20 protein-coding genes are annotated in these 26,437 nt (G+C 61.4%); 11 read left to right on the top strand and 9 right to left on the bottom strand.

Annotation, left to right across the window (positions count from 1 at the left end):
* Positions 1-77: 77 nt before the first annotated feature.
* Positions 78-3,572: an SNF2-related protein gene (locus tag H3T88_RS03590; protein ID WP_198203599.1), complete on the bottom strand. Its 3,495-nt coding sequence runs from the start codon at positions 3,570-3,572 to the stop codon at positions 78-80.
* 160 nt (positions 3,573-3,732) lie between these two features.
* Here H3T88_RS03590 and H3T88_RS03585 point away from each other — a divergent pair, with 160 nt between their 5' ends.
* The 4 genes from H3T88_RS03585 (at position 3,733) to H3T88_RS03570 (ending at position 8,528) form a co-directional block, all read left to right on the top strand.
* Positions 3,733-5,205 carry a DHA2 family efflux MFS transporter permease subunit gene (locus H3T88_RS03585; protein ID WP_198203598.1) on the top strand — a complete coding sequence of 491 codons (1,473 nt, stop codon included), beginning with the start codon at positions 3,733-3,735 and terminating at the stop codon, positions 5,203-5,205.
* Positions 5,206-5,306: 101 nt separating this feature from the next.
* Positions 5,307-6,542 (top strand): FtsX-like permease family protein, encoded by a 1,236-nt coding sequence (locus H3T88_RS03580; RefSeq protein WP_198203597.1) that lies wholly within the window; start codon positions 5,307-5,309, stop codon positions 6,540-6,542.
* Complete coding sequence (locus H3T88_RS03575; RefSeq protein WP_198203596.1) at positions 6,539-7,564, top strand: ATP-binding cassette domain-containing protein; 1,026 nt, start codon at positions 6,539-6,541, stop codon at positions 7,562-7,564. The genes H3T88_RS03580 and H3T88_RS03575 overlap by 4 nt, the downstream gene beginning before the upstream one ends.
* A gap of 82 nt (positions 7,565-7,646) precedes the next feature.
* Positions 7,647-8,528, top strand: coding sequence for a hypothetical protein (locus H3T88_RS03570; protein ID WP_198203595.1), 882 nt, complete (start codon positions 7,647-7,649; stop codon positions 8,526-8,528).
* Here H3T88_RS03570 and H3T88_RS03565 read toward each other — a convergent pair.
* A complete protein-coding gene (locus H3T88_RS03565) occupies positions 8,507-9,172 on the bottom strand; it encodes an HD domain-containing protein (RefSeq protein WP_198203594.1) in 666 nt (221 codons plus the stop codon). The genes H3T88_RS03570 and H3T88_RS03565 overlap by 22 nt on opposite strands.
* A 233-nt stretch (positions 9,173-9,405) precedes the next feature.
* Between H3T88_RS03565 and zwf the strand changes: the two genes are divergently transcribed.
* The 3 genes from zwf (at position 9,406) to pgl (ending at position 12,763) form a co-directional block, all read left to right on the top strand.
* Entirely contained in the window at positions 9,406-10,887 is a 1,482-nt protein-coding gene (gene zwf / locus H3T88_RS03560; RefSeq protein WP_232347162.1) for a glucose-6-phosphate dehydrogenase, read from the top strand.
* On the top strand, positions 10,884-11,891 hold the full coding sequence (locus H3T88_RS03555) for a glucose-6-phosphate dehydrogenase assembly protein OpcA (RefSeq protein ID WP_198203593.1): 1,008 nt from the start codon (positions 10,884-10,886) through the stop codon (positions 11,889-11,891). The genes zwf and H3T88_RS03555 overlap by 4 nt, the downstream gene beginning before the upstream one ends.
* 80 nt (positions 11,892-11,971) lie before the next feature.
* Positions 11,972-12,763: a 6-phosphogluconolactonase gene (gene pgl / locus H3T88_RS03550; RefSeq protein ID WP_198203592.1), complete on the top strand. Its 792-nt coding sequence runs from the start codon at positions 11,972-11,974 to the stop codon at positions 12,761-12,763.
* A gap of 29 nt (positions 12,764-12,792) precedes the next feature.
* On the opposite strand, the gene H3T88_RS08695 is transcribed toward pgl, so the two are convergent.
* Positions 12,793-13,569 (bottom strand): FadR/GntR family transcriptional regulator, encoded by a 777-nt coding sequence (locus H3T88_RS08695; RefSeq protein WP_198203591.1) that lies wholly within the window; start codon positions 13,567-13,569, stop codon positions 12,793-12,795.
* A 231-nt stretch (positions 13,570-13,800) separates the two neighbouring features.
* Between H3T88_RS08695 and H3T88_RS03540 the strand changes: the two genes are divergently transcribed.
* From H3T88_RS03540 to gnd, 3 genes are all read left to right on the top strand, one after another.
* On the top strand, positions 13,801-15,246 hold the full coding sequence (locus H3T88_RS03540; RefSeq protein WP_198203590.1) for a GntP family permease: 1,446 nt from the start codon (positions 13,801-13,803) through the stop codon (positions 15,244-15,246).
* Positions 15,247-15,282: 36 nt separating this feature from the next.
* Positions 15,283-15,960: a gluconokinase gene (locus tag H3T88_RS03535; protein WP_232347126.1), complete on the top strand. Its 678-nt coding sequence runs from the start codon at positions 15,283-15,285 to the stop codon at positions 15,958-15,960.
* Positions 15,961-16,046: 86 nt separating this feature from the next.
* A complete protein-coding gene (gnd, locus tag H3T88_RS03530) occupies positions 16,047-16,925 on the top strand; it encodes a phosphogluconate dehydrogenase (NAD(+)-dependent, decarboxylating) (RefSeq protein WP_198203589.1) in 879 nt (292 codons plus the stop codon).
* On the opposite strand, the gene H3T88_RS03525 is transcribed toward gnd, so the two are convergent.
* From H3T88_RS03525 to H3T88_RS03510, 4 genes are all read right to left on the bottom strand, one after another.
* Positions 16,915-17,799 carry a family 43 glycosylhydrolase gene (locus H3T88_RS03525; protein WP_232347125.1) on the bottom strand — a complete coding sequence of 295 codons (885 nt, stop codon included), beginning with the start codon at positions 17,797-17,799 and terminating at the stop codon, positions 16,915-16,917. The genes gnd and H3T88_RS03525 overlap by 11 nt on opposite strands.
* Before the next feature lie 128 nt (positions 17,800-17,927).
* A complete protein-coding gene (locus H3T88_RS03520; RefSeq protein ID WP_198203587.1) occupies positions 17,928-18,785 on the bottom strand; it encodes a carbohydrate ABC transporter permease in 858 nt (285 codons plus the stop codon).
* Positions 18,782-19,705, bottom strand: a complete 924-nt coding sequence (locus H3T88_RS03515) for a carbohydrate ABC transporter permease (protein ID WP_198203905.1) — start codon at positions 19,703-19,705, stop codon at positions 18,782-18,784. Before H3T88_RS03515 ends, H3T88_RS03520 begins: the two co-directional genes overlap by 4 nt.
* Before the next feature lie 102 nt (positions 19,706-19,807).
* The gene (locus H3T88_RS03510; protein WP_198203586.1) at positions 19,808-21,061 is read right to left on the bottom strand and encodes an ABC transporter substrate-binding protein; all 1,254 of its coding nucleotides are present in this window, start codon (positions 21,059-21,061) and stop codon (positions 19,808-19,810) included.
* Positions 21,062-21,276: 215 nt separating this feature from the next.
* Here H3T88_RS03510 and H3T88_RS03505 point away from each other — a divergent pair, with 215 nt between their 5' ends.
* Positions 21,277-22,311 (top strand): LacI family DNA-binding transcriptional regulator, encoded by a 1,035-nt coding sequence (locus tag H3T88_RS03505; RefSeq protein ID WP_198203585.1) that lies wholly within the window; start codon positions 21,277-21,279, stop codon positions 22,309-22,311.
* Positions 22,312-22,489: 178 nt separating this feature from the next.
* Here H3T88_RS03505 and gndA read toward each other — a convergent pair whose 3' ends face one another.
* Both gndA and H3T88_RS03495 read right to left on the bottom strand, forming a co-directional pair.
* Positions 22,490-23,956 carry an NADP-dependent phosphogluconate dehydrogenase gene (gene gndA / locus H3T88_RS03500; RefSeq protein ID WP_198203584.1) on the bottom strand — a complete coding sequence of 489 codons (1,467 nt, stop codon included), beginning with the start codon at positions 23,954-23,956 and terminating at the stop codon, positions 22,490-22,492.
* Positions 23,957-24,068: 112 nt separating this feature from the next.
* On the bottom strand, positions 24,069-26,390 hold the full coding sequence (locus H3T88_RS03495; protein WP_198203583.1) for a KUP/HAK/KT family potassium transporter: 2,322 nt from the start codon (positions 26,388-26,390) through the stop codon (positions 24,069-24,071).
* Positions 26,391-26,437 lie beyond the last annotated feature (47 nt).

The following is a 26,437-nucleotide window of genomic DNA, read 5'->3' as shown; positions in this document are numbered from 1 at the left end:
CATCAACCTCACCATCAACGGCACAGAGTATGAAGCCATATACAATTTCAAGATTACCAACACCCAGTCCAAGCCGCTCAGCCCAGCAGTGCCAGGAGGTCTTTTCTGCTCAGTCTTGCCACGCTGGAAGCGCCGGTGGAGGCGGCCGAATCGACAAAGCGCGATGCCAGGTCGCTCTTACTGTGCTGCAGGTTGAGGATGCGTTCCTCGATGGTGTCCTTGGCCACGATCTGGTAGACGTTGACGTCCTGGGTCTGACCAATCCGGTGGGCGCGGTCGTTGGCCTGCTCCTGGGCTGCGGCGTTCCACCAGGGGTCCGCATGGACGACTACACAGGCTCCGGTCAGGTTGAGCCCGGTATTGCCGGCCTTCAGGGAGATCAGAAAAACCGGCGTGGCATCCCTGTTGAACTGTTCCACCAGCTCCAGCCGCCTCTTCTTGGATGTGGCGCCGGTGATCAGGTCGTAAGGCACGTCCAGCCGACGGAGCCGTTGTGCTATCAGGTCCAGGTAGGAGGTGAACTGGGAGAAGATCAGCATCTTACGCCCGGCATCCTGGCAGGAGACCACCAGATCCTCGATGGCATCCAGTTTGGCCGACTCGCCGCGCCGGTCCCGACCCTGATCCTGGTAGACCAGACGCGGATCGCAGCAAACCTCCCGCAGCCTGGTCAGCTGGGCCAGCACCTGGATTTTACCGACCTCGTACTCCTGATCCCTTTCCTTGTTGAGCGTGGCCCTCAGCTCCTGCTCCAGAGCCGCATAGAGCTTGCGCTGACGACCCTGCAGGGGCACGCTGATCACGTTTTCAATCTTCTCGGGCAGATCCGTCAGCACCTGTGACTTGAGCCGGCGCAGAATGAATGGTCCAACCAGGGCCTGGAGCCGGGACTGGGCATCCTGAGCGCCGCTGAGTATGGGCATTTCGAAGCGGTCCCGGAACCGGGAGTAGGGGCCCAGCATCCCCGGCATCAGGAAGTCGAAGATGCTCCAAAGCTCAGACAGCCGGTTCTCAATGGGCGTACCGGTCAGGGCGAACCGGTGCAGGCTGTCCAGAGCGCGTACGGCCCGGGCCGCCTTGGTGGCATGGTTCTTGATGTACTGGGCCTCGTCCAAGACCAAGGCATACCAGGGCAGCCGCCGATACCGGTCCAGGTCCCGCCTGAGCAGATCATATGAAGTTATCAGCAGATCGTAGGATCTGGCCTGATCCAGCAGAGTCTGACGCTGGCTGCGCCCTCCGGCCAGGACCGCCACCCGCAGATCCGGCGTAAAGCGGCGGCACTCGGCCTCCCAGTTGTAGACCAGGGAGGCCGGACAGACGATCAGCGAGGGTCCCCGATCTCTGACCTGATCCCGACGGGAGAGCAGGTAGGCCAGCATCTGTATGGTCTTGCCCAGGCCCATCTCGTCGGCCAGGATGCCGCCGAATCCGCGATCGCTCAGGGTACACAGCCAACGCAGCCCTTCGACCTGGTAGGGTCTGAGCTGCCCACGCAGCCCGTCGGGGACCCTGAACCCCTGAGGGTCAGGCCTGCGCTCCTTCAGGTAGTCGCGGAAGCTGGAATCGCGGTCCTGCTCGGGCACCAGCGCATCCAGGTAGCCGAGCTGGAAGTCAGGCACCCGGACCGGCCCCTTGGCCAGATCAGCCGGGTCGATGCCCAGATCCTGGGCCAGGGTGTCCACTGCCTCGGTATCCAGATCAGCCAACTCGACGAAGGCCCCATTGCGCAGACGATGGAAGCGCCGACGACGGCGATGGTCAGCCAGAATGGCGGCAGCCTCCTCAGGCCGTACCTCATCGGCGATGGGCGAGATCTCGACCAGTCCGGATCGCACCCGCACGCCCACGCGGATCTGTGGATGAGAGACGACGCTCAGTCCGTCGAAGGCCGGGGTGGAGAAGACCCGTCCCAGACCCTTGAGCACTGGCAGGCCCCGGGTCAGCAGGGTATGGATGGCCTCCTCGTTCTCCTCTGGTATGCGCGCCAGTCCCTCCTCCATCAGAGGGAAATAGTGGCGGACCGTCTGCCGGGCCAAAGACTCGCTCTCCCGATCCCTGCCGGGTTCATCCTCCGAGGCAGGGTCGGTGCCTACAGACAGAAGACGGTCCCCATAACGGGCCTTGAGATCGCAGCTGACCCCCTGCCGATCCCTGTCCAGGTAAAGCTCGATCCTACAGGGCGGCCGCCGCCGGGCATCCAACTCCTCGGGCAGACTGGCGGAGAGCCCGGATCCTTCCTGGGCACCCTGATCCAGGTCGGGCAGTACGGTCCGGGCAAAAAGATCCAGGTCGTCGGCATCCAGATGCAGATCCCGATCCTCGCCAGGGCGGCAGAGGGTCTCCAACAGGTCCCGATGCCGCATGAAACGCGCGCTGCAACGGTGGATGACCGGCCCCGGATCCAGCCCTAAGCCGGGCTGCGAAGGGCGCACAATCACGAAGGAAGAGGCCTGACCTACGATGAAGCGCTCCACGGCCAGGGCATGGGTAATTCGGTAGCCATCCGCCTCCTTGCGGACCGCGATGCCGGGGTCTGGGTCTCCGTCGACCACGGGGGCAGGCATGGTCTGCAGGAAGGAGTCCTCGGGAGGCGTGTAGTCCAGGGTGAGCCCGGAATCCACGAACAGATCGAGAATCTGCGCCACCTCGTCGTCGCTGAGCCGAATCCCCGCCAATCCTGCACGTGTAAGACGGCGGCGCATGCCCCCCTCCTGTTCGGCCAGGCTGCGTCGGATGGCGCCGGCCCTTTCCAGAATGGTCAGCAGAGCCTGGGCCCGGTCATCAAAGGTGTCACGAGAATGGATGAAGGCCAGCCGCCGTCCGTAAGACATGAATTCGCCCTGGTCCACGGCACGCAACAGGGCCGGCAGGTCCTTGACCAGGTAGGCGACACCGTGGGAGGACAGGGTGATGTGCAGACGGACCTGCCACCCGCCGCGTTCACTGGTCAGATCAGGGATCAGCCCAACCGAACCGATGGGCAGGTGACGACCGCCGACCGGACCGTTCTCCTGCTTGAGCAGGCTCAGCTGGCGGTCACGAAAGGCCTGCCGCCGCCGACCCTCCTGCCGGTGCATATAAGCCGCCAGGGGTCCCGAAGTCGACCGGGCGGACCGCGATCGACCCTGGTCACCGGCCCAGTCATCCGATCCCGCAAAGGCCTGGCTGGACTCGTTGTAGGCCATGATCAAGGCGACTACGTGCTTGCATGCAGGACCCTGGCGCCCGAAGGACCGGCAGGTGCAGGAGGAGTCGATGACCCGATGGGCCTGCTCGTCCAGCCGAGCCTGAACCATGCAGTCGCCATCCGGCTGATAGGTGGCGGGCACACGTCCCTTGAGGACGGTCAAAGCCCCCAGGTGCCGCAGGCGCAGGTCTGTAAAGCGGCGGTCATCCAGCAGTTGATGGGCACGAAAGTAGGCCTTGCCGCCCAATCGACGCAGAGCGGCGTCAGAGATGGTGTCCGGGTCGCCGAAGATCCGTCCCTCCTCCTCGTCGCCCGGATCATAGAAACCATGGCCTCCCGAACCGCCGGCTCTTGACCCGTAGACCGTTGCATGCCAATCCACACGCACCCTCCTTATGGTCTCTGACGACCATTCCCGAGCATAACCTTTTCCGTCCCGAGGCGGCACGCCTTCGGCGAAGCGAGTAGACATGCCGGCTTACGAAAAAAGTGCCGCCTCCCTAAGATGGCGTGCTGTTTGTCTGAAGAAGGAGATCATTATCGTGCAAAACACGTCCACCTCTGCCTCCATTCACCGGTCACGCCCGGCCGTCCCCCACCCCTGGCCGGCCATCGCCGCGCTGATGATCGGGGCCTTCGTGGGCATGCTGAGTGAAACCTCGCTCAATATCGCCCTGCCCAACCTGATGGAGAGTTTCCAAATCCCCGCTGCCACCGTGCAATGGCTGGTGACGGGGTACATGCTGGTCATCGGCATCGTCCTGCCCTTCTCCAGCCTGATCTCCAAGTGGTTCACCACCAGGCAGACCGTGATCTTCGGTCTGGTCGCTTTCCTGGCGGGCTCGGTGATCTCGGCCATGGCCCCCACCTTCCCCGTCCTTCTGACAGGACGGCTGATTCAAGGCATCGGCACCGGCCTGATCCTGCCGCTCATGTTCACCGTGGCCATGCTGATCTTCCCGCCGGCCCGTTTGGGCACGGTCATGGGCATGTGCGCCCTGGTCATCATGTTCGCTCCCGCCATCGGCCCGACCCTGACCGGAATCATCCTGGGCAAGCTGACCTGGCACTGGATCTTCTGGTTCTTCACCCCCTTCCTGGTTGTAGCCCTGATCTTCGCCGTCTGCTTCCTGAAGAATGTAGGGACCATCACCCACCAACGGCCCGACCTGGCCTCGATTCTGGAATCCATTGTCGGTTTCGGCGGACTGGTGGCAGGCGTCAGCCTGGCCAGCAGGTACGGCTGGCTTTCCCCGGTCACCCTGATCATTCTGGTTGTGGCCCTGGCTGCCCTGGTCCTCTATATTCGTCGTCAGCTGGACCTGGAGCACCCGGTGCTCAACCTGCGCATCTTCTCCATCCCAGCCTTCCGCTACGGCGCCACCCTGGTCATGCTGGACTTCGCAGTCATCCTCTCCTCCATGTATCTGCTGCCCCAGTTCCTGCAGCGGGGACTGCTCCTGCCCGTAGCCATGACCGGCATCCTCATGCTGCCCGGCGGCGCCATCAACGCCCTGGTCTCAGCCTTCGCCGGCCGGCTCTATGACGGCTTTGGAGCCCGGATGCCCGTCCGTTGCGGATTCATCGTCGCTCTGCTTGGAACCGTCATCCTACTGTTCACCGGCCCCCACACCCCTGTAGCCCTGGTGGTGGCAGCCCACATCATCCTCATGATCGGCTGCCCCCTGGCCATGTCACCAGCCCAGACCTACGCGCTCAACTCTCTGAGCGGCCCGCAGTCCGGCGATGGAAGCACCATCATCAACACCATGCAACAGATCGTAGGAGCCGTGGCCACGGCCATCACCACCTCCCTGCTGGCCATGGGTGAGGGGCAGGCATCCGGAGCTGATAAAGCACAGGCCTTCACCAGGGGCACCCACTACGGATTGATCTTCACCCTGGTGCTGATTCTGGCTGCTCTGGCCGTCTCCCTGAAGGTGCGCAACTTCTCCCATGCCGACCTGGCAGAGACCGAACAGGACATTCAGCAAGCTCCAAGTTCGCACCGCTAGCTTGGGAACGTCCTTGGTTAGACTGGAGGACGGCGACCGGACTCAAGGCCCGTCAGCGCGGGCCGCCCGGTCATCCCTGGAACGCTATCAGGAAGGGTGTCATGTTCGTTCTCAAGAACGCCTGGTTCACCATCAGGCGGCATGCGGCGCGGAGCCTGGTCATGGTTCTGGTCTGCCTGGTCGTGGCGGCATCGGCCACGACGGCGGCCACCGTGCTCCAGGCTGACACCAGGGCACGTACCACAGACTACGAATCCCAACAGGTGGATGCCGTTATCAGCCCGCGCAAGGGAACCAAGGCCTCTCCCCTGGGCTGGAACGAGTATTCCAAGTATGCCCAGCGCCTGCAGATGGATGGCATGCAGTACAAGGCCTACTTCCATGAGACCGCCGACATCAGCCCGGAGGGACTGCCCCAGTCAGGCACTTACTCCCTGGTGGGTGTTTCCGACAAGCAGGCCGAGCCCACCCTGCCTCACGGCCCCTTCGTACTGGACCAGGGCAAGGGGCTGGATTACGCTTCACAGAATGCCTCGGGCACCCAGACCGTGCTTATCTCCAAGCAGATGGCACAGTCCAACAAGCTCAAGGTGGGCGATCCCTTGACCATCAAGGATCCCCGCCAGCAGGATCAACAGGTCAAACTGACCGTCTCGGGCATCTATCATTACCGCAAGGCCGCCGACCAGGCAGCCAACCGTGCCATCTACACGGCCTATCCCACTTTTGCCATGCTGGGGTTGGATACGGCCAGCAAACCCGGTGATCCTGGCCATGAGCTGCTGGTGGCCTTCGTCCTGGATTCGCCGAGCACCTACCAAAAGTTCATCAAGGAGCTGCGCAAGGACGGGCTCAAAGCCTCGCAGTACGACATCGACTCCCCCGGCCTGAAGGACTACCAGCGGCGGATGGAGCCGGTCCACCAGGCTGCCGACCAGGCGCGAACCACCATCATCCTGGTCTGCCTGCTGGGCGGGCTGATTCTGCTGGGCTGCCTGATCCTCATGCTGCGCGGCCGTGCCAACGAAATCGGCATGGCTGTCACCATCGGAGTCCACAAAGCCCGGCTGGGCTGGCAGTTCGCCCTGGAGACCTTCTTGCTCACCCTGCCCGGACTGGCACTGGGCCTGGCTCTGGGCACCCTGATCAGTCGGCCGCTGGGCCGGTCGCTCTTCCGGCTGGGGAACCTGGCCAGCATGCCTGATGCTGGTCTGATCTGGAAGATGATCCTGATCGGCCTGGCCGTCTGCCTGGTTCTCGCTCTGGCCGCAGCCGCCCGGGTAGCGGCCTTCAGAACCGCCCAGCTATACACCAACGACCTGGAGGACGAGGCATGAGCGAAAAGACATCGAACCAGCAACCTAACAAAGAGTCCCAGGAAAAGGCTGCGACCATGACCGCTGACCAGGCAAAGACTGATCGGAAGCAGGCCGATCAGAAGCAAGCTGCTCAGACAAGGGCCGAAACCAATCAAAAAGCCGACGAGAACACCGGCGCCGAACCTCTGCCCGAATCCGAGCAAGAAGCAGCCACCCTGACAGACGAAAAGTCCGAGGAGGGTGATTCTTCGGAAGAAGATGTCTCGCTGGCTGCCTTCAAAGTGGTCATCGAGCATGAAGATGCCGAAGATCCTGATGGCGACCAGGAAGAGGACCCGCTGTTGAAGACCGGTGACCAACGGGTGCTGGTTCCTGGCGGCTACCCGGTGCTTTCCCTGAAGCACGTGGATTACACGCGCAAGGTCCAGGGTCGCCCCGAACAGATTCTGGACGATGTCAATCTGGATTTCCAGCGCCGCCGCATCTACTCAGTGGAGACCACCTCGCCTTCCGGACGGGCCGCACTGATGGCTCTGATAACCGGTCTGCGAGCCCCCACGCAGGGCAGCGTGCTCTTCCGAGGCACGGACCTGCGCCAGTTGCTGGCCTCCGACTATCGCGGCCACCAGATCGGGGCCATTTTTGACACCGATGCCTTGAGGCACGACCTGACCGCCGTGCAGAACCTTGTCTACACCATGGATGCCAGCGGGCGCACCTTCCTGGGACCCAAGGACAATCTGGCCCGTCACCTGCTGGACGAGGTGGGCTTCCCGGAGCGTCTGCAGGACAAGACGACCGCTGATCTGGGCCACCTGGACTTCCGTCTGGCCTCCGTGGCCCGTGCCCTGTGCTGCGAGTGCGATGTGCTCATCGCCGACGAACCCACCGAGGGGCTTGAGCCGGGTGACTGGGACACCCTGCTGGCCACCCTGAAACGGGTCTCCCGCCGTCATGACTGCACCGTGATCATCCTGACCTCGGGCGGTTCGGACACTGTAGACGAGGGCACCTACGACGACCGGTTCATCGTCGATTGAGCCCCAACCTTCCGGGCCGGGGACGGACGGCACTGCACTGATTTGTTCCGTCATCACCCATGAGGAGTGGATACCCCGGGTCGTGGCCGAGCAAATCAATTTGTGCAGCAAGGGCCCACGCCCGCAACAAGGGGTCATTCTGCATCATCACCATGGATTCGGACCCATTCAGGAAGTCGGCGTCAAGGAAGCCATATGGATCACCCCAGGGCTGCTGATCGCCCAGAACGTCTGGCTGGCCTCGCATGGCCGTCCTTCCTGGGTCCTGTCATCCCCACCGACCTTGTGGCTGGATGAGCTGGATCAATCCCTGACCGGACGCAGGATTCTGACCGTGACGGCCGAAACCATCCTGACCTGGCGCCGACTGCCATCGGGCTTGGGACAGCGCCCCTGGTCGCAACTGGCTGCCGGACGGGTATCGGGCCTTCCTGCAGCCCGACGAACCCTTGCAGACCTGCAGCATGACCTACGAACAGCACCTGCGCAATCGCTGATTCGCATCCAGACCCACTTGTCGGATATTCATGAGGAGTGGCGGGTCATCATCGACAAGGACCGGATTGCGGCCTCCAGCGGATACTGTCTGCATGAGGGTGAAAATTCTCGGACCATCACCACGGTCTTTGACGGTGCCGTCTTCAACCCCAGGCATCGAAGAATCGCCGAGGACTGCGCCCTCCAGGCAACCGAGGGTCAATCTCCTGCTCCGATCAGCGTGGATCTGGCCTTCCTCCGTGGATCGGATCGACCTCTCGTTCTGGAAGGAAACCCGGTCTGGTGCGCAGCCCCTTACGCTTACGGATCGCAGGGGATGATCTCTTTCCTGAAAGCCGTTGCGGCATGCCGGACCAATCCAGTCGACCCTTATCAACCAGACCCGTGGATGCTGCGGGAATTCGGCGGTCGCTTCCGCAGTTCCTGGGGTCCGGTACAGCCGGATCAGACGATGGTCATGCCATAGTGATTGGCCAGGGGTTGCAGGTCCGGCACCCCATACCGGGCCACCAGTTGCCTCCACCGGGCCAGATTGTCGGGACCATACTTGGCCGTGCGCTTGGCGGCAGTGGGCTCGGAGACAAAGATAGGCGGCTGGTGCTTGCTGTGGAACTTGTCCGCATACATGACCACCTCCTGCTCAGGATTGACCGGCAGGTAGTCGTCCGGGGGCAGGTTCAGATGCTCCTCCTCCACCTGGCGACGGGTCAGCCCCACCCCGGTATGGTTGCGGGCGAACTGGGCCACCGACTCGTCCACGCCAGCACCCAGCAGCAGGCGGTAGCCCTCCAACCCGTGCTCGATGTACCGATCGCCCTGGAAGGTCAGGGGCCGACCCTGGGAGCCGTCATCCTTGAGGATCCGATAGGTGCCGATGTCGTGCAACAGGGCGCCTATGCGTACCAGATCACGATCCAGGGGCCGCTCGGGCAGAACCCTTTCAGGGTCATCATCACGCAACAGGTGTTCGTTGACCTGATCGACCATACGCACCGCTAGGGCGGCGACGATCTGGCAGTGGGTGTGTATCAGTTCATAGGCGGCTTGGGAGGGCGCGTACTGACGGTGCAGGGCCTCGGCCATGGGAACATTGGGAATCATACGGACCATTCTAGGGATTCCATCCGTAAATGTGACCTTTGCGACGCTTATGCACACTTCAGCGGATATTCAGCCCTGCCCTTCTACTGCCGACAGTAGACTGGGAGCCACGGTATTTCACGAGGAGCACTATGGACACTTCACCACTTGCGCGCTCCGCCGACCAGCCCACTCCCCCCGACGAGGGCGGCGGCCGACAGGCGCCTTGGCACAATCCCCTGCTGGACCCGCGCGATCTGCGCATGCCGCGCATCGCAGGACCCAGCTCACTGGTCATTTTCGGCGTCACCGGCGATTTGGCCAAGAAAAAGCTATTGCCGGCCGTCTATGACCTGGCCAACCGGGGGCTGTTGCCGGCCAGCTTCGGACTGATCGGCTTCGGACGGCGCGACTGGAGCGACCAACAGTTCGTCGCCTTTGCGGAGGAGAACGTCCGCGCCCACTGCCGCACCCCCTTCAACGAGTCCACCTGGCGACATCTGAGCCAGGGCATGCGCTTCGTCAAGGGCAGCTTCGACGATGCCGAGGCCTTCCGCAACCTGTCGGCCACCGTCTCGGAGCTGGACCGGGTCCGGGGCACCCGTGGCAACCATGCCTTCTACATGTCGGTGCCACCCAAGGCCTTCCCCCAGGTGGCCCGTCAGCTGGCCGAGTCGGGGCTCTCCCACTCAACCCAGGGGGCCTGGCGCCGCGTCATCATCGAGAAGCCCTTCGGCCACGACCTGGCCTCGGCCAAGGAGCTCGACCGCGTGGTCTCCGAGGTCTTCGAGCCGGATTCGGTCTTCCGCATCGACCACTACCTGGGCAAGGAGACCGTGCAGAACATCCTGGCCCTGCGCTTTGCCAACATGATGTTCGAGCCGGTCTGGAACTCCAACTACGTCTCCCACGTGCAGATCACCATGGCCGAGGACATGGGCATCGGCGGCAGGGCCGGCTACTACGACGGAATCGGAGCAGCCCGGGATGTGATCCAGAACCACCTCCTCCAGCTGATGGCCCTGACGGCCATGGAGGAGCCGGTCTCCTTCTCGGCTTCAGATCTGACGGCTGAAAAAACGAAGATTCTTTCCGCTGTCCATCTTCCCAAGGATCTGGCGGCCCACACCGCCCGAGGCCAGTACACGGCCGGCTGGCAGGGCTCCCAGCACGTGGTCGGCTACTTGGACGAGGACGGGATCGATCCCTCCTCCACCACCGAAACCTATGCGGCCATCAGACTGGATGTAGACACCCGACGCTGGGCCGGCGTCCCCTTCTACCTGCGCACAGGCAAGCGCCTGGGCAAGCGGGTCAGCGAGATCGCCATCGTCTTCAAGCGTGCCCCCCACCTGCCCTTCGAGGCCACGGCCACCCGGGAACTGGGCGCCAACGCCGTGGTTATCCGCGTACAGCCCGATGAAGGCGTGACCCTGCGTTTCGGGGCCAAGACCCCTGGCTCGGCCATGGAGGTTCGCGACGTCAACATGGACTTCTCCTACGGGCGTTCCTTCACCGAGGCCTCCCCGGAGGCCTACGAGCGGCTGATCCTGGACGTGCTCCTGGGAGACCCGCCCCTCTTCCCCACCACCGAGGAGGTCAATCTGTCCTGGAAGATCCTGGACCCGATCGAGGAGTTCTGGGCCGGACAGGGCCAGCCCCAGCCCTACCGCGCCGGCACATGGGGTCCGCGGGAGGCAGATCTGATGCTGGCCCGCGACGGATACCACTGGAGGATGCCATGATCGTCAGACTGAACAACACCACTACCTCCGCCATCGCCCGGGAGATTGACGAGCTCCACGTGGAGCGGGGAGAGGCCGCCCAGGGAAGAGTGCTGACCCTGGTCATCGTCACCGAGCAGGCCCATCTGGAGACGGCCCTGGAAACCGTGAACGCAGCAAGCCGTGAACACCCCTGCCGGGTCATCGCCATGGTGACCGACGCCGAAGACCATCAGGCCGAGCAGGAAGCGGACCAGAGGTTCGCTGCAGCGCAGTCCTCTGAAGATTGCGTCTCCTACAAGAACACCGACCATGACGGCGAGCGCACACTGGATGCCGAAATCCGCTTCGGTTCGGATGCCGGCGCCGGCGAGGTGGTGGTTTTGCGACCAGTGGGGGCTTTGCTGGACCATTCCGATGCTCTGGTCATCCCCCTCCTGGTGCCTGATGCCCCTCTGGTGGTTTGGTGGCCAACCAATCCGCCCCTGGATCCCTCGCAGGATTCCATCGGGACCATGGCCGCAAGCAGAATCACCGATGCCATGGAAGCCGACGATCGCCAGGCTGCCTTCGCTGGACTGCTGGCCCATTCGCGCGATCAGGACGTGGACCTGTCCTGGACCAGGATCACCATCTGGCGGGCACAGCTGACATCCATGGTGCAGCAGCCGCCCCATCTGCCCATCCGTTCGGTCAGGGTGACCGGCCAGGCCCACTACCTGCCATTGGAGCTTTTGGCCTCCTGGCTGGCACTGAAACTTAAGGTGCCGGTCACCGTTGAGCGTGACCCGCAGGCCCGGGCCGTCACCGGTGTCTACTTCGAACGTCCTGACGGAGTCATGAGCATGGAGCGCCACAATGACGATCAGGCCCGAATCAACCAGCCTGACCAAGCCCCACAGACCATCTCCATGCCCCTGCGCACCGCTGTGGACTGCATGAGCGAGGAACTGGGTCGTTTGGACCCTGATGAGGTCTATCAGGAGGTCATCCACACCGGCTGGGGAATGGTCGACCACCAGTAGACCCCAGCAGCGACTCAATTCATATGCAAACGCAGGGGTGTAGGCTGAGGCAAGCATCACCTGCATGCGAGGAGGATCAGATGACCGAGCGTCGAATCGTTACCTATGCCACAACCAAGCTGCTCAACCAAGCTACAGCAGCCCGCATCCTGCTGGAGCTGGGAGACCTCCTGGCCCGTCAGGACAGGGCCGACCTGGCGCTGACCGGCGGACGAGATGCTGCGGATGTCTATGCCTTGATGGGCGCTGATCCCCTGAGCCGGAGTGTGGATTGGAGCCGGGTCCACCTCTGGTGGAGCGATGAGCGGTTCGTGGGCCTGGAAGACCCGGACCGCAACGACGAACAGGCACGGCGGGCCTGGTATGGCTCGCTGATCAACCAGGGGCTGCTGCCGCAGGCCAACGTGCATTCCATGCCCGTGGACACTCGCAGCCCAGCTCAGGTTGAAGCCGCCGACCAGGAGGAGAACGAACGGGCTCTGACCCAGGCAGCAGCCACGTATCAGCAGGAGATCATCGACCAACTGGGCCCTGAGGGCCGGATGGATCTGGCCGTCTTCGGTGTAGGCCCCGACGGCCACTATGCCTCCCTCTTCCCCGACCGCCCCGAGGTCAGGCTGCAGGACGACGATCTGCTGGTGACGGGCATCAACAACTCCCCCAAGCTGCCCCCGCTCAGGGTCACCATGACCACGCCATTCATCCACCGGACCCCCAAGGTCTGGCTGTTCACCTCAACTGCCGAGAAGGCTTCGGCCGTCGCTGCCGCCCTGGGAACCACAGACGATCCCCATGTCCCCTCCTCTTATGCCAGGGGCACCCGAGAGACCCTCTGGCTCCTGGACGCTGATGCCGCCTCGAAACTGAACTGAGCCTTCTGCACCAAGAGCCTCCACGGATCTCAGGACTCCGAAGATTCCTTACCCGCAGCACGGACGGAATCTTCGGAGTCCTTTCTCGTCATTTGCTCGACAGCCCGGTCGGATTCGTCGACGATCCACTCCATGGCATGCCGTGCCCCCTCTGCATCGCCCCGACGTATCAGCGCAGCCACGTCGCCGTGCAGCCGAAGAGCCTTCTCATCGGCCTTCCTGGGCATAAGCTCATGCCGGGTCCGCCCGGACAGCACTGAGGCAATCACATCGCCCAGCGCCGCGAACATAGCGTTGCCCGATGCCTCAAGCAGGGTTCGATGGAAGGTTTCGTCAGCCCGAAGATAGTCCGGCCCGTCGGCCCGGTCAGCGTTGGCCACCATATCAATAGCGGCCCGCGTCAGCTTCGCCCATTGATCCTGATCAGCATGGCCGGCCGCCAGCTGGGCAGCCATGGGCTCCACGCATGCCCTGAGCTCGGACAGCTCATGCAGGGCCCGCCCCCGGTCGGGTCCGCGCAGCCTCCACTCGATCACCTGTGGATCATAAATATTCCAGTGTTGACAAGGATTGACTGTGGCACCGACCTTGCGCTTGACAGTGACCAGACCCATGGCCTCAAGAACACTGGTAACCTCCCGAGTCACTGTGCGCGAAGGCCTCTGGCTATCCAGATCCGGTGAGGGCAGCCTGTCGCCCGGTGCGATAGTGCCATCGACGATGGCCGCCCCCCACTGGTCCAGCAGCCGGTCATGCAGGGTGCCTTCTGTAGCCGTTTCGTCATCAGGCTTACTCGCGCTTTCCACGGATTCCACTCTAGCAATCGGTCCCGTATTCAGAACGATCAGACGATTCAGCAAACAAGTAGAGGCTCAACCCTGCTTTCAGCATGCCATCTTCCAATCCGTCCCAGATTCGTGTAGGATATTGTTTGTTAAGGCATACTTAATATCACGCTGTCGATATTAAGTAATGCAAAAAAAGAGCCGGAAAGCTGATAATGCCGAATGGTTCGCACCCTCAGAGAAGAGGTAGCCATGCTTTTAGCGTCGCAGCCGACAGCCGACGGGTACCTAACCCTGGCGGCGAGTCAGGCCGTTTCCCTGAACACCACCCAATTGGGCATCAGCTTGGTGCTCAGCCTGGTGGTGCTCATTTTCCTGGTCACTGTCGTCAAACTCCATCCCTTTGTCTCCCTGCTGGGTGCCGCCCTGGTGGTCGGCATCGGTTCCGGCTACGGTCCCGTGGCCACCCTGGCCAGCTTCACTGGCGAGTTCGGCTCCACCATGGGCTCGGTGGGCATTCTGATCGGCCTGGGAGCAATGATCGGCAAGGTCCTCATGGACACTGGAGCCACTGACCAGGTGGTCAACACCCTGGTCGCCAAGTCCAAGCCCGCAACCATCCCCTGGATCATGGCCCTGATCGGCGCCCTGATCGGCCTGCCCATGTTCTTCGAGGTTGGCCTGGTCATTCTGGTCCCGGTCATCATTCTGGTGGCCCGCCGCACCAAGCTTCCACTGATGCGTGTGGCCATCCCCACCCTGGCAGGCCTGTCCATCATGCACGCCTGTGTGCCTCCTCACCCTGGTCCCCTGGCCGCCCTGAGCCAGTTCAAGCAGACCGGCAACGTAGGCCTGACCATGATGTTCGGCATCCCCTTCGCCCTGATCACCCTGGTCGTCGTGGGCCCGGCCTTCTCCCGACTGGCCTCCCGCTGGGTGCCCATCGAAGCCCCGGCTGACTTCGTGGCCAAGAGCGAACAGGCGGGCAAGGAAGAGACCCGGCTGCCCTCCTTCGGTCTCTCGGTCTGCTGCATCCTACTGCCAGCAGTCCTCATGCTGCTGACCTCCATCTTCGAGATTGCCATTCCCGGGTTCATGGACCGCACGGACGGCCTGGCACAGACCATCAACTTCATCGGCAACCCGGTCATGGCCCTGGCCATAGCGCTGATTGTCTCCATGCTGGTCCTCAAGGCAGCCTCGGGCATCTCCTGGAAGACCGTCAATGACTCCCTGGGAGCCTCGCTTCCCGCCGTGGCAGGCATCCTGCTGATTGTGGGCGCAGGCGGCGGCTTCAAGGGCGTTCTGGTCTCCACCGGCATCGGCAAAATCATCGGTACCTTTGTAGAGAACTCCAACATCTCCATTTTCCTTCTGGGTTGGGTCATCGCCGTCTTCGTGCGCATCGCCACAGGCTCGGCCACCGTCTCCATCCTGACCACGGCCGGCATCCTCAGCAACGCCATGACCATGATGCATGCAGGCTCCATGGCCACTACCCTCCTGGTCATCGTCATCGGCGCTGGGTCCATCTTCCTCTCCCACCTCAATGACGCGGGCTTCTGGCTGATCAAGGAGTACTTCGGCCTGAGTGTCGGCGAGACCCTGAAGACCTGGTCGGTTCTTGAATGCCTGCTGTCGGTAGTGGTCCTGGTCCTGGTCATGGTCGCCAGCATCTTTGTGCCCATCACTGCCTGAGCGTCATTGTCAAATCACTTTTCAGAAAGGTTACACATGGTCGACACAACGTTGAAGAACTCCGACGCGCTGAGCGCAGAAGAACACCCTGAGCCGCAGGTGCCCTCAGCAGTGGACAACACGGTTTCCCCGGACTACTTCCAAGGCCGCACCCCCATTCTGGTCATCATGGGGGTCGCCGGCTGCGGCAAGACCACCATGAACGAGCACCTGGGCAACAAGCTGGGCTGGGACATGGCCGAGGCCGACGACTTCCACCCCCAGGCCAACATCGACAAGATGGCTCGCGGCATCCCCCTGAACGACGAGGACCGATGGCCCTGGCTGGACAGTATCCATGATTGGATCGAGGACCACATGCGGCGAGGAGTGCCCGGAATGGTCACTTGTTCGGCCCTGAAGCGGATCTATCGTGAACGGTTGCGGATGCCGGGGGTAGTCTTCATTCACCTGAGCGGGGACTACGACTCCATCATGGAACGGCTCTCCAAGCGGAAGGGCCACTTCATGAAGCCGCAGATGCTCCGCTCCCAGTTCGATGACCTGGAACCCCTGGGACCGGACGAAGTCCACCTGACCATCGACGTGGGTCTGCGCATGTCTCCTGAGATCGAGGCCGAAGAGGTCATCGACACCCTAGGCCTTCAGAGCTACGTCAAGGCGCACACCGCCCAGGTTCAGGCCGAGCGTGCCCGGCAGGCAGCCCGCCAGTAGCACCGACGATTCGGCCCGACCGCGGCCGAGAACCAACCGCCGCGGTCAACTTCACACTGTTGCAGTCAAGGAGAGGAACTGACACTATGAAGATTGGCATGATTGGCCTGGGACGCATGGGCAAGAACATGGCAGACCGCCTACGTACCGGCGGCCACCAGGTGATCGGCTACGACATCGCTCCGAACTCGGGCAGGGATGTCGGCAGCCTTGGGGCCCTGATCCAGGCGCTGGAGGCCCCCAGGGTGATCTGGGTCATGGTCCCGGCCGGCAAGCCCATCGAGTCCACTCTCAATCAGCTGGGCGAGGTGATGGAACGTGGCGACCTGGTCGTGGATGGCGGCAACACCCGCTTCACCCAGGACCAGGAGCACGCCCAAGCCCTGTCCGCCAAGGGTATAGGCCTGGTGGACGTGGGCACCTCCAACGGCATCTGGGGCAAGGAGAAGGGGTACGCCCTGATGGTCGGCGGATCTGACCAGGACGTGGCCCGGATCCAGCCCATTCTTGACACCCTGAAGCCCGAGGGCGACTACGGCCTGGTCCACGCTGGAGGAACCGGCGCGGGCCACTATGCCAAGATGGTCCACAACGGCATCGAGTACGGGATGATGCAGGCCCTGGCCGAGGGGTATGCGGTCCTGGAGGCCTCCGACCTGATCAAGGAGCCAGGCGAAGTGGTGGAGTCCTGGCGCAAGGGCTCGGTCATCCAGTCCTGGCTGCTGGACCTGCTGGCCCAGGCCCTGAAGGAGGATCCGCACCTGAGCGGGATCGCCGGCGAGGCCGATGAGACCGGTGAGACCAAGTGGATGATTGCGGACGCCCTGGAGCTGGGGGTGCCCACACCGGCCATCACCTCGGCCCTCTACGCCCGTCAGTCCTCCAAGATTGAGGATCCCATGACCATGAAGGTGGTCTCCGCTCTGCGCAGCGCCTTCGGCGGCCACCCCATCGTCAGGGAGTGACCTGGTCCCGGGCCGGGTACCAGTAGGATCCCACCTGCGGACGGACCTGGACCATGGCACCGTCATCAGCGAAATCCAAGGGGGCAAAGACGATTTCGCGATGACAGCCGTCGCCCTGGCCGTCCCTGGCGAACCTGTGGTAGGCCACGATCCAATCATCCCGGCCCGGCACACGGGTGATGCAGTGGTGCCCCGTGGCTAGAATCCCCTTGTCATAATCAGCCTTGACCAGGATCTGGGGTGCGGTCCAGGGCCCATCCAGCGATGGCGCGTTGGACCAGCGGATCCGGTAGTTCGGATCCCTGGTGTCGTTCTCCGACCAGGAGGCATAGTAGGTGTCTCCCCGTCGGCAAACAGTGATGGCTTCGCGGAAATTGTCGGGTACTGCGGAGCGCACCGAGCCATCTTCCAGGCACATGCCGTCCGAGCTCAGCCGCGCCATGTAGGCACGGCCATTGCCCCAGAGCAGGTAGGGTATATCGTCGTCATCCACAAAGACCGAGGGATCAATGGGCACGCAGTCATAGTCCCCTCGGGCGATGAATGGCTCCTGGGCCACCCGGAAGGGGCCGGTTGGGCCGGGAGCGACAGCTTGGCCGATTTGCCCGTCTGCCACAAAATACAGGATGCAGCGCTCCTGGCGCACCAGCAGACAGGGAGCCCAGGCACCTTGCCTCCCATGCCACCAGGGGACCTGGTCCAGGTCCAAGATCTTTCGGCGAGTCCAGTGGCACAGATCTCCGGATTCATAGACGTAGAAGGCGTGCGAGGACCAACCAGCTAGACCGTCCTCGGTACAATAGAGGTACCAGCGGTCCCCGATCATGACCAGATCCGGGTCCGCGCAGTAGCGATGCAAAGGGTTGCTCGCCAATCCCGTCCCCTTCGATCCTTGATGTGCGCTTGCGAATTCCTCCATGGACTATGACTCCGATCCTTCATGAGTGCGGCGGCCGGAACCTCCGACCGCCGCCATTGACTACGACCTTTCGACTGGGCGCCTTACCCCTTGACCGCTCCGGCAACCAGCCCGGAAACGATCCACTTCTGGCAGAAGATGAAGAAGATGAAGACCGGAATCAGGGCCAGGACCGTAATGGTCATGAAGCTGGGCCAATCAGTTGTGAACTGGCCGACTGCGTTGTAGACCTGCAGGACGATGGTGCGCAGGTTGGAGCTGCTGATGAAAACGTTGGCCGTCATGAAGTCGTTCCAGGTCGACATGGTCTGGAAGACCACCACCGTAGTCAGGATGGGCCTGATCAGTGGCAGCACGATGCTCCAGAAGATCCTCAAGGGGCCGGCACCGTCGATCCTGGCGGCCTCGATGAGCTCGAAGGGCAGGGACTGCATGTAGCCCACGATCAGGAAGTAGCAGAAGACCGCCCCGCCCAGGTACATGACGATCAGACCCAGGAGCGTGTTGACAAGCCCCACGCTGGACTCCATCCGGTAGAGGGGAATCAGAGTGGACTGGGCGGGAATGACGAAGGCAATCATGAGGATCACCCCGATGACCGAGGTGAAGATCGACTTGCGCAGGATCATCCCGTAGGCAGCCAAAGCTCCGATCAGCACCTGGAAGAGGACTCCGAAAAAGGTGACGATCAGGGTGTTGACCAGGCTGCGGACGATGGGCACCGTGGCGAAGGCCCGCGTGTAGTTGCGCAACGTCCACTGCTTGGGCAGGCCCAGGGGATTGGTGGCCATGTCGGGGACGGTCTTGAAGGTGTTGATCAGGATGTACCAGAGGGGCACAGCACAGATCAGGGCGATGATCAGCACCACCACGCTCCTGACCACCGAACGCCGCCGCTCCCGCTGGCTCAGTGTCAGAGTCGAGCTCTTGCTGCTGCTCATTGGAACCTCCTCGAAATCAGGCTGGCGGCACCCATCTGAGCGAAGACCACGAGGGCCGTAGCCAAGGTGAACAAAACCGCCAGGGCCGAGCCCAACCCGTACTGGGACTGGCCGATGCCCTGCTGGATGATGGACTGGGTCACCGTATAGGTGGAGTACCCGGGGCCGCCCTTGGTCATGGTGTAGGGCAGATCGTAAACCTTGAGGCCACCTGACATGAGGAGGAAACTTGAGGTGACGATGCCCGGAATCAGCTGGGGCAGGGTGATGTGGACGAACTGCTGGCGGCTGCTGGCCCCGTCCACTGTGGCCTGCTCATAGAGGTCTCCGGGAATGGACTGCAGGAAAGCCAGGTAGAGGGTGGCATGCCAGCCGATCTGTGCCCAGACGGCGATGAAGATGACGCAGCACCGGGCCAGGGTCGAGTTGGACAGCCAGGGCACCGGCCCCAGGCCGAAGACGCCCAGGATGGTGTTGATGACACCTGACTTCATAGGCGAAAAAATGTACTTCCAGACCATGCCCATGATTGCCAACGATGGCACGCTGAAGAAGAAGAACAGTGAGCGTGCGAAGTTGCGGCCCCAGAACTTCCGGTTCAGGGTGACGGCCAAGGGGATGGCGAAGATGGTCACCAGGACCGTCTGGGCCACAGCGTACAGAATGGTGAACACCAGGCCTTGTATGGTCGAGGAATCAGTGAACACGCTACGGTAGTTCTCCCAACCCACATAATGCATGTTCATGCTGTAGCCGTTGAAGTCGGTCATCGAGTAGATGATGGTCTGCACCAAGGGCACTGCAAAGAGAATAATGAAAACGGCCAGGATGGGCAGGAGGAACCAAAACGATGTGAGATCTTCCCGCAGCCCTTGGATACGCTTGCGATGAGCATATTCACGTTCCCGCCGATCATCCATACTCAAACTATCAGCCGTGGCACGCACCACTGGCATTTCATCATCAAGGACCATAAGTCACCCATTTCGGACCAACTGTTTCAACTTTCACCAACTCGGATTTCATTTCACTGAAGCCATTTTGTCGTCGATGGCCTTGGCCCACTGATCCACTGAAATAGAACCCTGCACCAGCTGCTGCGTCTCCGACTGCCGGACCGTAGTCAGCACATCGGGCTTGGCATAGAAATTCATGACCAAGAAGTAGCGACCTGTCTTGACGTTCTTCTCGTACACGGTCTGGTATTCCTTTTTAACCGTTGACTTGAAACCCTCGACAGTAACGGCATCACCGTTTTTTGCCCTTTCCTTGAGCGCCCAGTCCCCTTCCAGGAAAGTCAAGAACTTACGAGCTGCCTTGAGTTTGCTAGCTGACAGCTTGGAGTAGATGGCAAAGGCAGGCGAGGGAGATCCTTGCGCGTAGTTTATCTGCCCCTTGACAAGCATGGGCATTGGGGCCATGCCCCACTTGATGTCAGATTCAGAAAAAGAAGGAATATCCCATGGACCGGTGCAGATCATTGCCACCTGTCCATTGACGAACTGTGTCTTCATGTCATCCCCGCTGATGCCCACAGTATCTCTGGTGACCAAGTCTTCATCGTAGAGTTTCATCCACGCCTTGACAGCCTCCTTCTGGTCTGCGCCCGGGGTTTGAGGACGCTTGTCGATCAGTGAAGTGACATCAACGTTGTTTTGAGCAAATTCGGAGCCCAGAAAAGCATCAGGGATTCGGCTGGGACCATCAGCGATGGTCTCCAAGAATGGGGTGATCTGGGCTTTCTTGAGCTTTTCGCAGAGCTTGAGGAAATCATCCCAGTTGTCGGGAACACTCTTAGCGCCGACTTTGGCCAGGAGCTCCTTGTTGTAGATGATGCCCGACGCCCAGGAGGAAAGGGACATGCCGTAGACTTTCTTGTCGTGGCTGACGAAATCCTTGTTGGCCTGCGATATGTTTTTCATGAAAGGCTCATCTGTCAGGTCACGTACATACCCGTTCTTGATCAGATCAGCTTTGTTCTCGGAAGTGATAATGAACACGTCAGGAGCCTGATTACCCACAAGTCTGGTCTGCAGGGTCTGAATATACTCCGGGGTCGGCGGCGAATAGCTGAAATCAACCTTGATATCAGGATTCTCTTTCTCGAACTCGTCAATATACGGTCTCATAGTCTGCTCATTGCTCCATGACAGGAAAGACAGCTTGGTCTTGCCGGCATTGGATTCACCTCCTCCACCACAGGCTCCCATCGCCGCCACCATGGCACCGGTCAGGGCCGCAACTGTCAATTGCTTCAGTGCTTTGCTCAGCTTCATGATTCCTCCTTGTAATCAATCTTCTGCAATCCTTGTGGTATTCAACTCCGAAACCAGCATTTTTGACACGATTCAATTCCGCTACAAAAAGATATATCATTTGAATTGAATCGTGTCAAATCATGAATGTACTACCATTGCTATATGGCATAACACGGTTCACTTTTATGCGTTGAAACAAATGTGAAACCGGAAATACTGGAATGGTGCGCAACATGGTAACAATGAGTGACGTGGCCAGGGAGGCCGATGTGTCGCGAGCCACTGCCTCATATGCCCTCAGAGGCGATAGCCGTATCACGAAAAAAACCAGGTCGAAGGTCATAGCCGCCGCGAAGAAACTCAATTATTCTGCCAATCTTTCAGCCAGAAGCCTTCGGTCCGGAAGAAACGGGGTTGTCGGGGTTGCGATATTCGAACTGGACAAGTCCTACCCCTCCCAGATGAGTGCCGCAATCTCCAAGGAAATCAACGCACACGGAATGCAAGCCATCATCCAACAGACCACTAACTCCAGAGAGGACGAGGTTTCTATTCTGCAGCGGGTCACCAGCCAACTCTGCGATGGAACCATATTCAGTCCAGGCAATGTCTCAAACGAGGAGATGAAAGCCTTGATCCACGGCAAGCCGATAGTCTTGCTTGATGATCACTCGGCCCATCCCATCTTCGATAGTGTCGAGACCGCCGGCCGGGAAGGCGCAAGGACGGCCATAACCCATCTGCTCGCCCAGGGATGCCGACGCATTGGAGTGGTAGGAGCAGACATTTCCGTTCTCGGAAAACCCTCCATGAAAAACTCCGTTGCAGCCAGAAGATTGATCGGTTGTCAGGAAGCCTTTGAAGCTAGTGGCAGGATGCTGTCTCCGGATGCATTCATAGGATTAAGTCCCTGGGACGAAAATGCCTCCAGATCCTTGGCCCATAACCTGGCCGATCAGGGCGACTTCCCCTTCGATGGGGTGTTCTGCTTGACGGATTCGATGGCTCTGGGCATGATTCGGGGACTGTATGATTGCGGAATCTCCGTTCCGAGAGATGTGGCAGTCATTGGCTTCGATGGCATCAACGAAGGCGCTTCCTATATTCCTTCCTTAACGACAATCAGCACGGATCGAGAGGATCTGGCCCGCAAGGCGGTCTCCATTCTGCTACATGATCTCAACCATCCCGACAGACAATCCAAACCCAGGAGAGAAACAGCCAAGTTCAACCTGGAAGTGCGCGAATCCACCATGCTTGGCCGGTAAGAGTCCGAAAAGCACACACTCCACGCATATCCATCGCAACACGGATGCTCCCCTGGTTCTCCGAAGAGAGCCAGGGGAGCATCCGAAACCAGAGCGCTGCCTGAGCCGAGGCCCTGACCTATGATTGGCAATCGCTCATGACGGGATCAATCCACAGGAAATGCCGACATTCTGCTACTCATTCCTGCTTGATTTCTGACTTGTCCTCGGCCCAGAGGGTGTGGAAGACACCCGGCTGATCCACGCGCCCATAGGTGTGGGCGCCGAAGAGGTCGCGCTGCCCCTGGATCAGGGCGGCGGGGAGCCGATCGGAACGCAGTCCGTCGTAGTAGGACAGGGAGCTGGCGAAGACGGGGATGGGGATGCCGGCCTGGGTGGCGCCGGCCACGACACGCCGCCATGAATCCTGGGCCTGCTCGACCGCCTGCTTGAAGAAGGGGTCGAAGAGCAGGGAGCCCGGTTCACGGCCAGAGGCGTAGGCATCAGAGATCCGGTTCAGGAACTTGGCCCGGATGATGCAGCCGCCGCGCCAGATGCGGGCGATGGCGCCCATGTCCAGCTTCCAGCCATAGACCCGGGCTCCCTCCTGCATCTCGTTGAATCCCTGGGCGTAGGCCACGATCTTGGAAGCATAGAGGGCCTGGCGAATGTCCTCAATGAAGGACTTGCGGGCCTCGGGGTCGGCAGCCAGATCGGCCATGACGGCCTTGGGCTGCGGACCCTTCAGTCCCTCCTGTGCAGCCTGGCTGCGCAGCTCAGGCGAAGAGGAAAGTCCCCGGGCGAAGACGGCCTCACCAATGCCGGTCACGGGCACGGCAAGATCCAGTGCGGTCTGCACAGTCCAGGTACCGGTGCCCTTCATGCCGGCCTGATCGGTGACGATGTCGATGAAGGGCTTGCCGGTGGCGGCATCGGTGTGATGGAGTACCTCGGCGGTGATCTGCACCAGGTAGGAGTTCAGATCCCCCTTGTTCCACTCCTCGAAGACCTGGGCGATGGCCTCGGGTTCCATGCCCAGACCGCGACGCATCAGGTCATAGGACTCGGCGATCACCTGCATATCGGAGTACTCGATGCCGTTGTGGACCATCTTGACGAAGTGACCCGCACCGTCTGTGCCGATATGGGTGACGCAGGGTTCGCCGTCGACCTTGGCGGCGATGGACTCCAGGATGGGTCCCAGGGTCTTCCAGGACTCATCGGTTCCACCGGGCATCATGGAGGGCCCCAGGAGTGCGCCCTGCTCGCCGCCGGAGACACCGCAGCCAACAAAGTGCAATCCACGGGCGCGGATGGCCTTCTCCCGGCGGATGGTGTCCTTGAAGTAGGCATTGCCGGCGTCGACGATGATGTCCCCCGGCTCCATCAGGTCGGCCAGGTCGTTGATCATCTGGTCGGTGGGATCACCGGCCTTGACCATGATGATGGCGGTGCGGGGTTTGGTCAACGAGGCCACGAACTCCTGCAACGTCTTGGCCGGGACAAACCGCCCCTCCTGGCCATGATCATTGATCAGGGTCTCGGTGCGCGAATAGTGACGGTTGTAAACCGCTACGGTATTGCCGTGCCGTGCCAGGTTCCTGGACAGGCTGGCGCCCATGGCGGCCAGACCCACGACTCCGATATTGGCTTGAGCTTGTGTCATCACATCACCTTTCGACGGTAGCCCGGAAAGGCCGGGCACCAGGTTCCATGCCGTCAATTCTATGGCCCGGACCCGATTTGGGCCAGGATCCATAGGGTGAGATTCCACTCACTCAGTCCTTGTGATGCTTGCCGCCCTTGATTTTGCGGGAAGGCAGAACCACTCGCGTCAGCTTGGGAACCGCCCTGGTGGAAACGAACAGGGGCTGCACCTCCACGATGGGGTTGTAGGGAGCCAGACCGAACCACTTGATCGGCGAGCCCGCCACCTTACGGATGGCGTACTTGACCTTCAGCGAGAAGGCACCGCGGGAGTCGATCTTGGACTCGGGCATCAGAGCCTTGTGGACCAGCACGTAGGTGACTGTGCCGATCTGCGGATCCTCGTCCACCTTGGGGTAGATGGATGGCTGCTTGGGCAGTTCGCCGCTGTCGATCAGCTCATGCATGATCTGGTGCAGGTAGGTGGCCACATTCTGGTCAACCTTGAAGCCCAGCCTCATGCGCACACGGAAGAGGTAGTTGGTGCCGAAATTCTCCACCGAATACTTGCGGGTGTAGGGAGCATCCGTGGTCTGGACCGAGACCGCCCACCAGGCGCGAGCCCGTTTGGGCCGGTTGGCGAAGATGGAGAAGAAGATATCGGTGTCCAGCCGCCGCATCTCCGCGTCCGAGGTCAGATAGACCAGATTGTCCGCGTAATAGGGGACGCGGAAGTCGTTGTGGAGCATCTCCAGGGCGGGCAGACACTCCTTTGCCGTCATATGCCGACGCTGTGAGCGCTCCACCTTGGTGCCCACATCCCAGGTGTACATGATGTAGAGGATGGCCGCGGTCAGCAGCATGGTGAACCAGCCGCCGTGCATGAACTTTGCCATGGAGGCCATGAAGAAGAGGATCTGGATGGCCAGGAAGACAGCAGCGAAGAGCAGGGAGAGCGCCCGCTTGCCGTCGTGCCAGATATAGTCGGCCAGCAGAACGGTGGTGGTGATCATGGTCACTGTCAGGGCCAATCCGTAGGCGGCAGAAATGTGCTCGGAATCCTTGAAGATGGCCAGCACCGTCAGCGTGGCCGCGCACAGGACCCAGTTGATGGTTGGGATATAGAGCTGGCCACGGGTCCGCGCCGGGTAGCGCACCTGCAGGTGCGGCATCCAGTTGAGGCCGGTGGCCTCCGAGACCATGGTGAATGCACCCGTTATCAGGGCCTGCGAGGCGATGACGCCGGCCGTCACCGACAGGAGGACAGCCACGTAACGCACGGTGGTGGGCATCATCTGGAAGAAGGGGTTGAGCCCGTCCACACCCTGCAGGGCCTTATTGTCGCTGTTGCGCAGGATCCAGGCCCCCTGGCCGAAGTAGTTGAAGACCAGGGCGACGTTGATAAAGGGCCATGTGGCATAGATGTTGCCCCGACCCACGTGACCCATGTCGGAATAGAGAGCCTCGGCTCCCGTGGTGGACAGGAAGACCGTGCCCATGATGGTCAGACCCACCGGGTTCTGCGGGCTGAAGAGGAAGCGAATCCCGTAGACCGGATTCAGGGCCTCGAAGATGGACCAGTCGTTGCCTATGCAGTAGATGCCGATCAGGGCCAGGAATGCGAACCAGACCATGACCACGCTTCCGAAGACCTTGCCGATCCGCTCCGTTCCGCGCGACTGGACCGCAAACAGAATCAGGATGATCACTAAGGTGATGACCATGGTCAGGTTTCCGTTTTCGCGGAAGATCGGAGTCAGGACGGGGATGGTCTTCAGGCCTTCGACTGCCGAGGATATGGAGACCGCCGGAGTCAGCACCGAGTCAGCCAGGAAGGCTGCGCCACCGACCATGGCAGGAATGGCCAGCCATTTGCCGTAGTGCCGGACCAGGGTATACAGGGCGAAGATGCCGCCCTCGCCCTTGTTGTCGATGCGCATGGCCACCAGAACGTATTTGACCGTGGTGATCAGCGTGATGGACCAGAAGACCAGGGAGAGCATGCCCAGCACTGCAGCCCTGTCCACACGGGCCATGCCGCCCTGCCCGGCCACGAAGGCCTGCATGGTGTACAGGGGCGAGGTGCCGATGTCGCCGTAGACCACACCCAGGGCCACGATGCACATGCCCAGGCTGATCCTGTCAGGCGAGGACTGCACCCGTCGCCACCAGCGGCCCAGAGGGCCCTTTGGCGGGGTGCGGCGACGCTGGGCCGCACGCTGGGCCTCGCGCCGGACCCGCTTGAGCTCGTTCTCCTCCTCGCGCGTGCGGGATTTGGCCGAGATCTTTGGGGCCTTGGTAAAGCTCTCCGGGGGAAGTATCGACTCCTTCGTCAGCCGACCCTTACGGGAGGCCGCCGTCGGCTTCGCCGCTTTTTCGCTGGATAACCGGGGTGGTTCGTCAGCGCCCCTGCCATCATCCTGAGCCGCCAACTCATGCCGCTCATCCGCCATAGAGCCCTCCATCGGCCAATGCCTTCACTCATCTACTTCCGGGTGCC

Origin of the sequence: Bifidobacterium sp. W8110, from assembly GCF_016101375.1 — a bacterium.
Lineage (GTDB): Bacteria > Actinomycetota > Actinomycetes > Actinomycetales > Bifidobacteriaceae > Bombiscardovia > Bombiscardovia asteroides.
This window is presented reverse-complemented; position numbering and strand designations above follow the sequence as displayed.

Coding starts and splice junctions, on each gene's coding strand:
- H3T88_RS03520 (WP_198203587.1), bottom strand. CDS start 18,785: ATGAGCAGCAGCAAGAGCTCGACTCTGACACTGAGCCAGCGGGAGCGG.
- pgl (WP_198203592.1), top strand. CDS start 11,972: ATGACCGAGCGTCGAATCGTTACCTATGCCACAACCAAGCTGCTCAAC.
- gnd (WP_198203589.1), top strand. CDS start 16,047: ATGAAGATTGGCATGATTGGCCTGGGACGCATGGGCAAGAACATGGCA.
- H3T88_RS03555 (WP_198203593.1), top strand. CDS start 10,884: ATGATCGTCAGACTGAACAACACCACTACCTCCGCCATCGCCCGGGAG.
- H3T88_RS03515 (WP_198203905.1), bottom strand. CDS start 19,705: ATGGATGATCGGCGGGAACGTGAATATGCTCATCGCAAGCGTATCCAA.
- zwf (WP_232347162.1), top strand. CDS start 9,406: ATGCCGCGCATCGCAGGACCCAGCTCACTGGTCATTTTCGGCGTCACC.
- H3T88_RS03575 (WP_198203596.1), top strand. CDS start 6,539: ATGAGCGAAAAGACATCGAACCAGCAACCTAACAAAGAGTCCCAGGAA.
- H3T88_RS03540 (WP_198203590.1), top strand. CDS start 13,801: ATGCTTTTAGCGTCGCAGCCGACAGCCGACGGGTACCTAACCCTGGCG.
- H3T88_RS03495 (WP_198203583.1), bottom strand. CDS start 26,390: ATGGCGGATGAGCGGCATGAGTTGGCGGCTCAGGATGATGGCAGGGGC.
- H3T88_RS03535 (WP_232347126.1), top strand. CDS start 15,283: ATGGTCGACACAACGTTGAAGAACTCCGACGCGCTGAGCGCAGAAGAA.
- H3T88_RS03580 (WP_198203597.1), top strand. CDS start 5,307: ATGTTCGTTCTCAAGAACGCCTGGTTCACCATCAGGCGGCATGCGGCG.
- H3T88_RS03510 (WP_198203586.1), bottom strand. CDS start 21,061: ATGAAGCTGAGCAAAGCACTGAAGCAATTGACAGTTGCGGCCCTGACC.
- gndA (WP_198203584.1), bottom strand. CDS start 23,956: ATGACACAAGCTCAAGCCAATATCGGAGTCGTGGGTCTGGCCGCCATG.
- H3T88_RS03565 (WP_198203594.1), bottom strand. CDS start 9,172: ATGGTCCGTATGATTCCCAATGTTCCCATGGCCGAGGCCCTGCACCGT.
- H3T88_RS03505 (WP_198203585.1), top strand. CDS start 21,277: ATGGTAACAATGAGTGACGTGGCCAGGGAGGCCGATGTGTCGCGAGCC.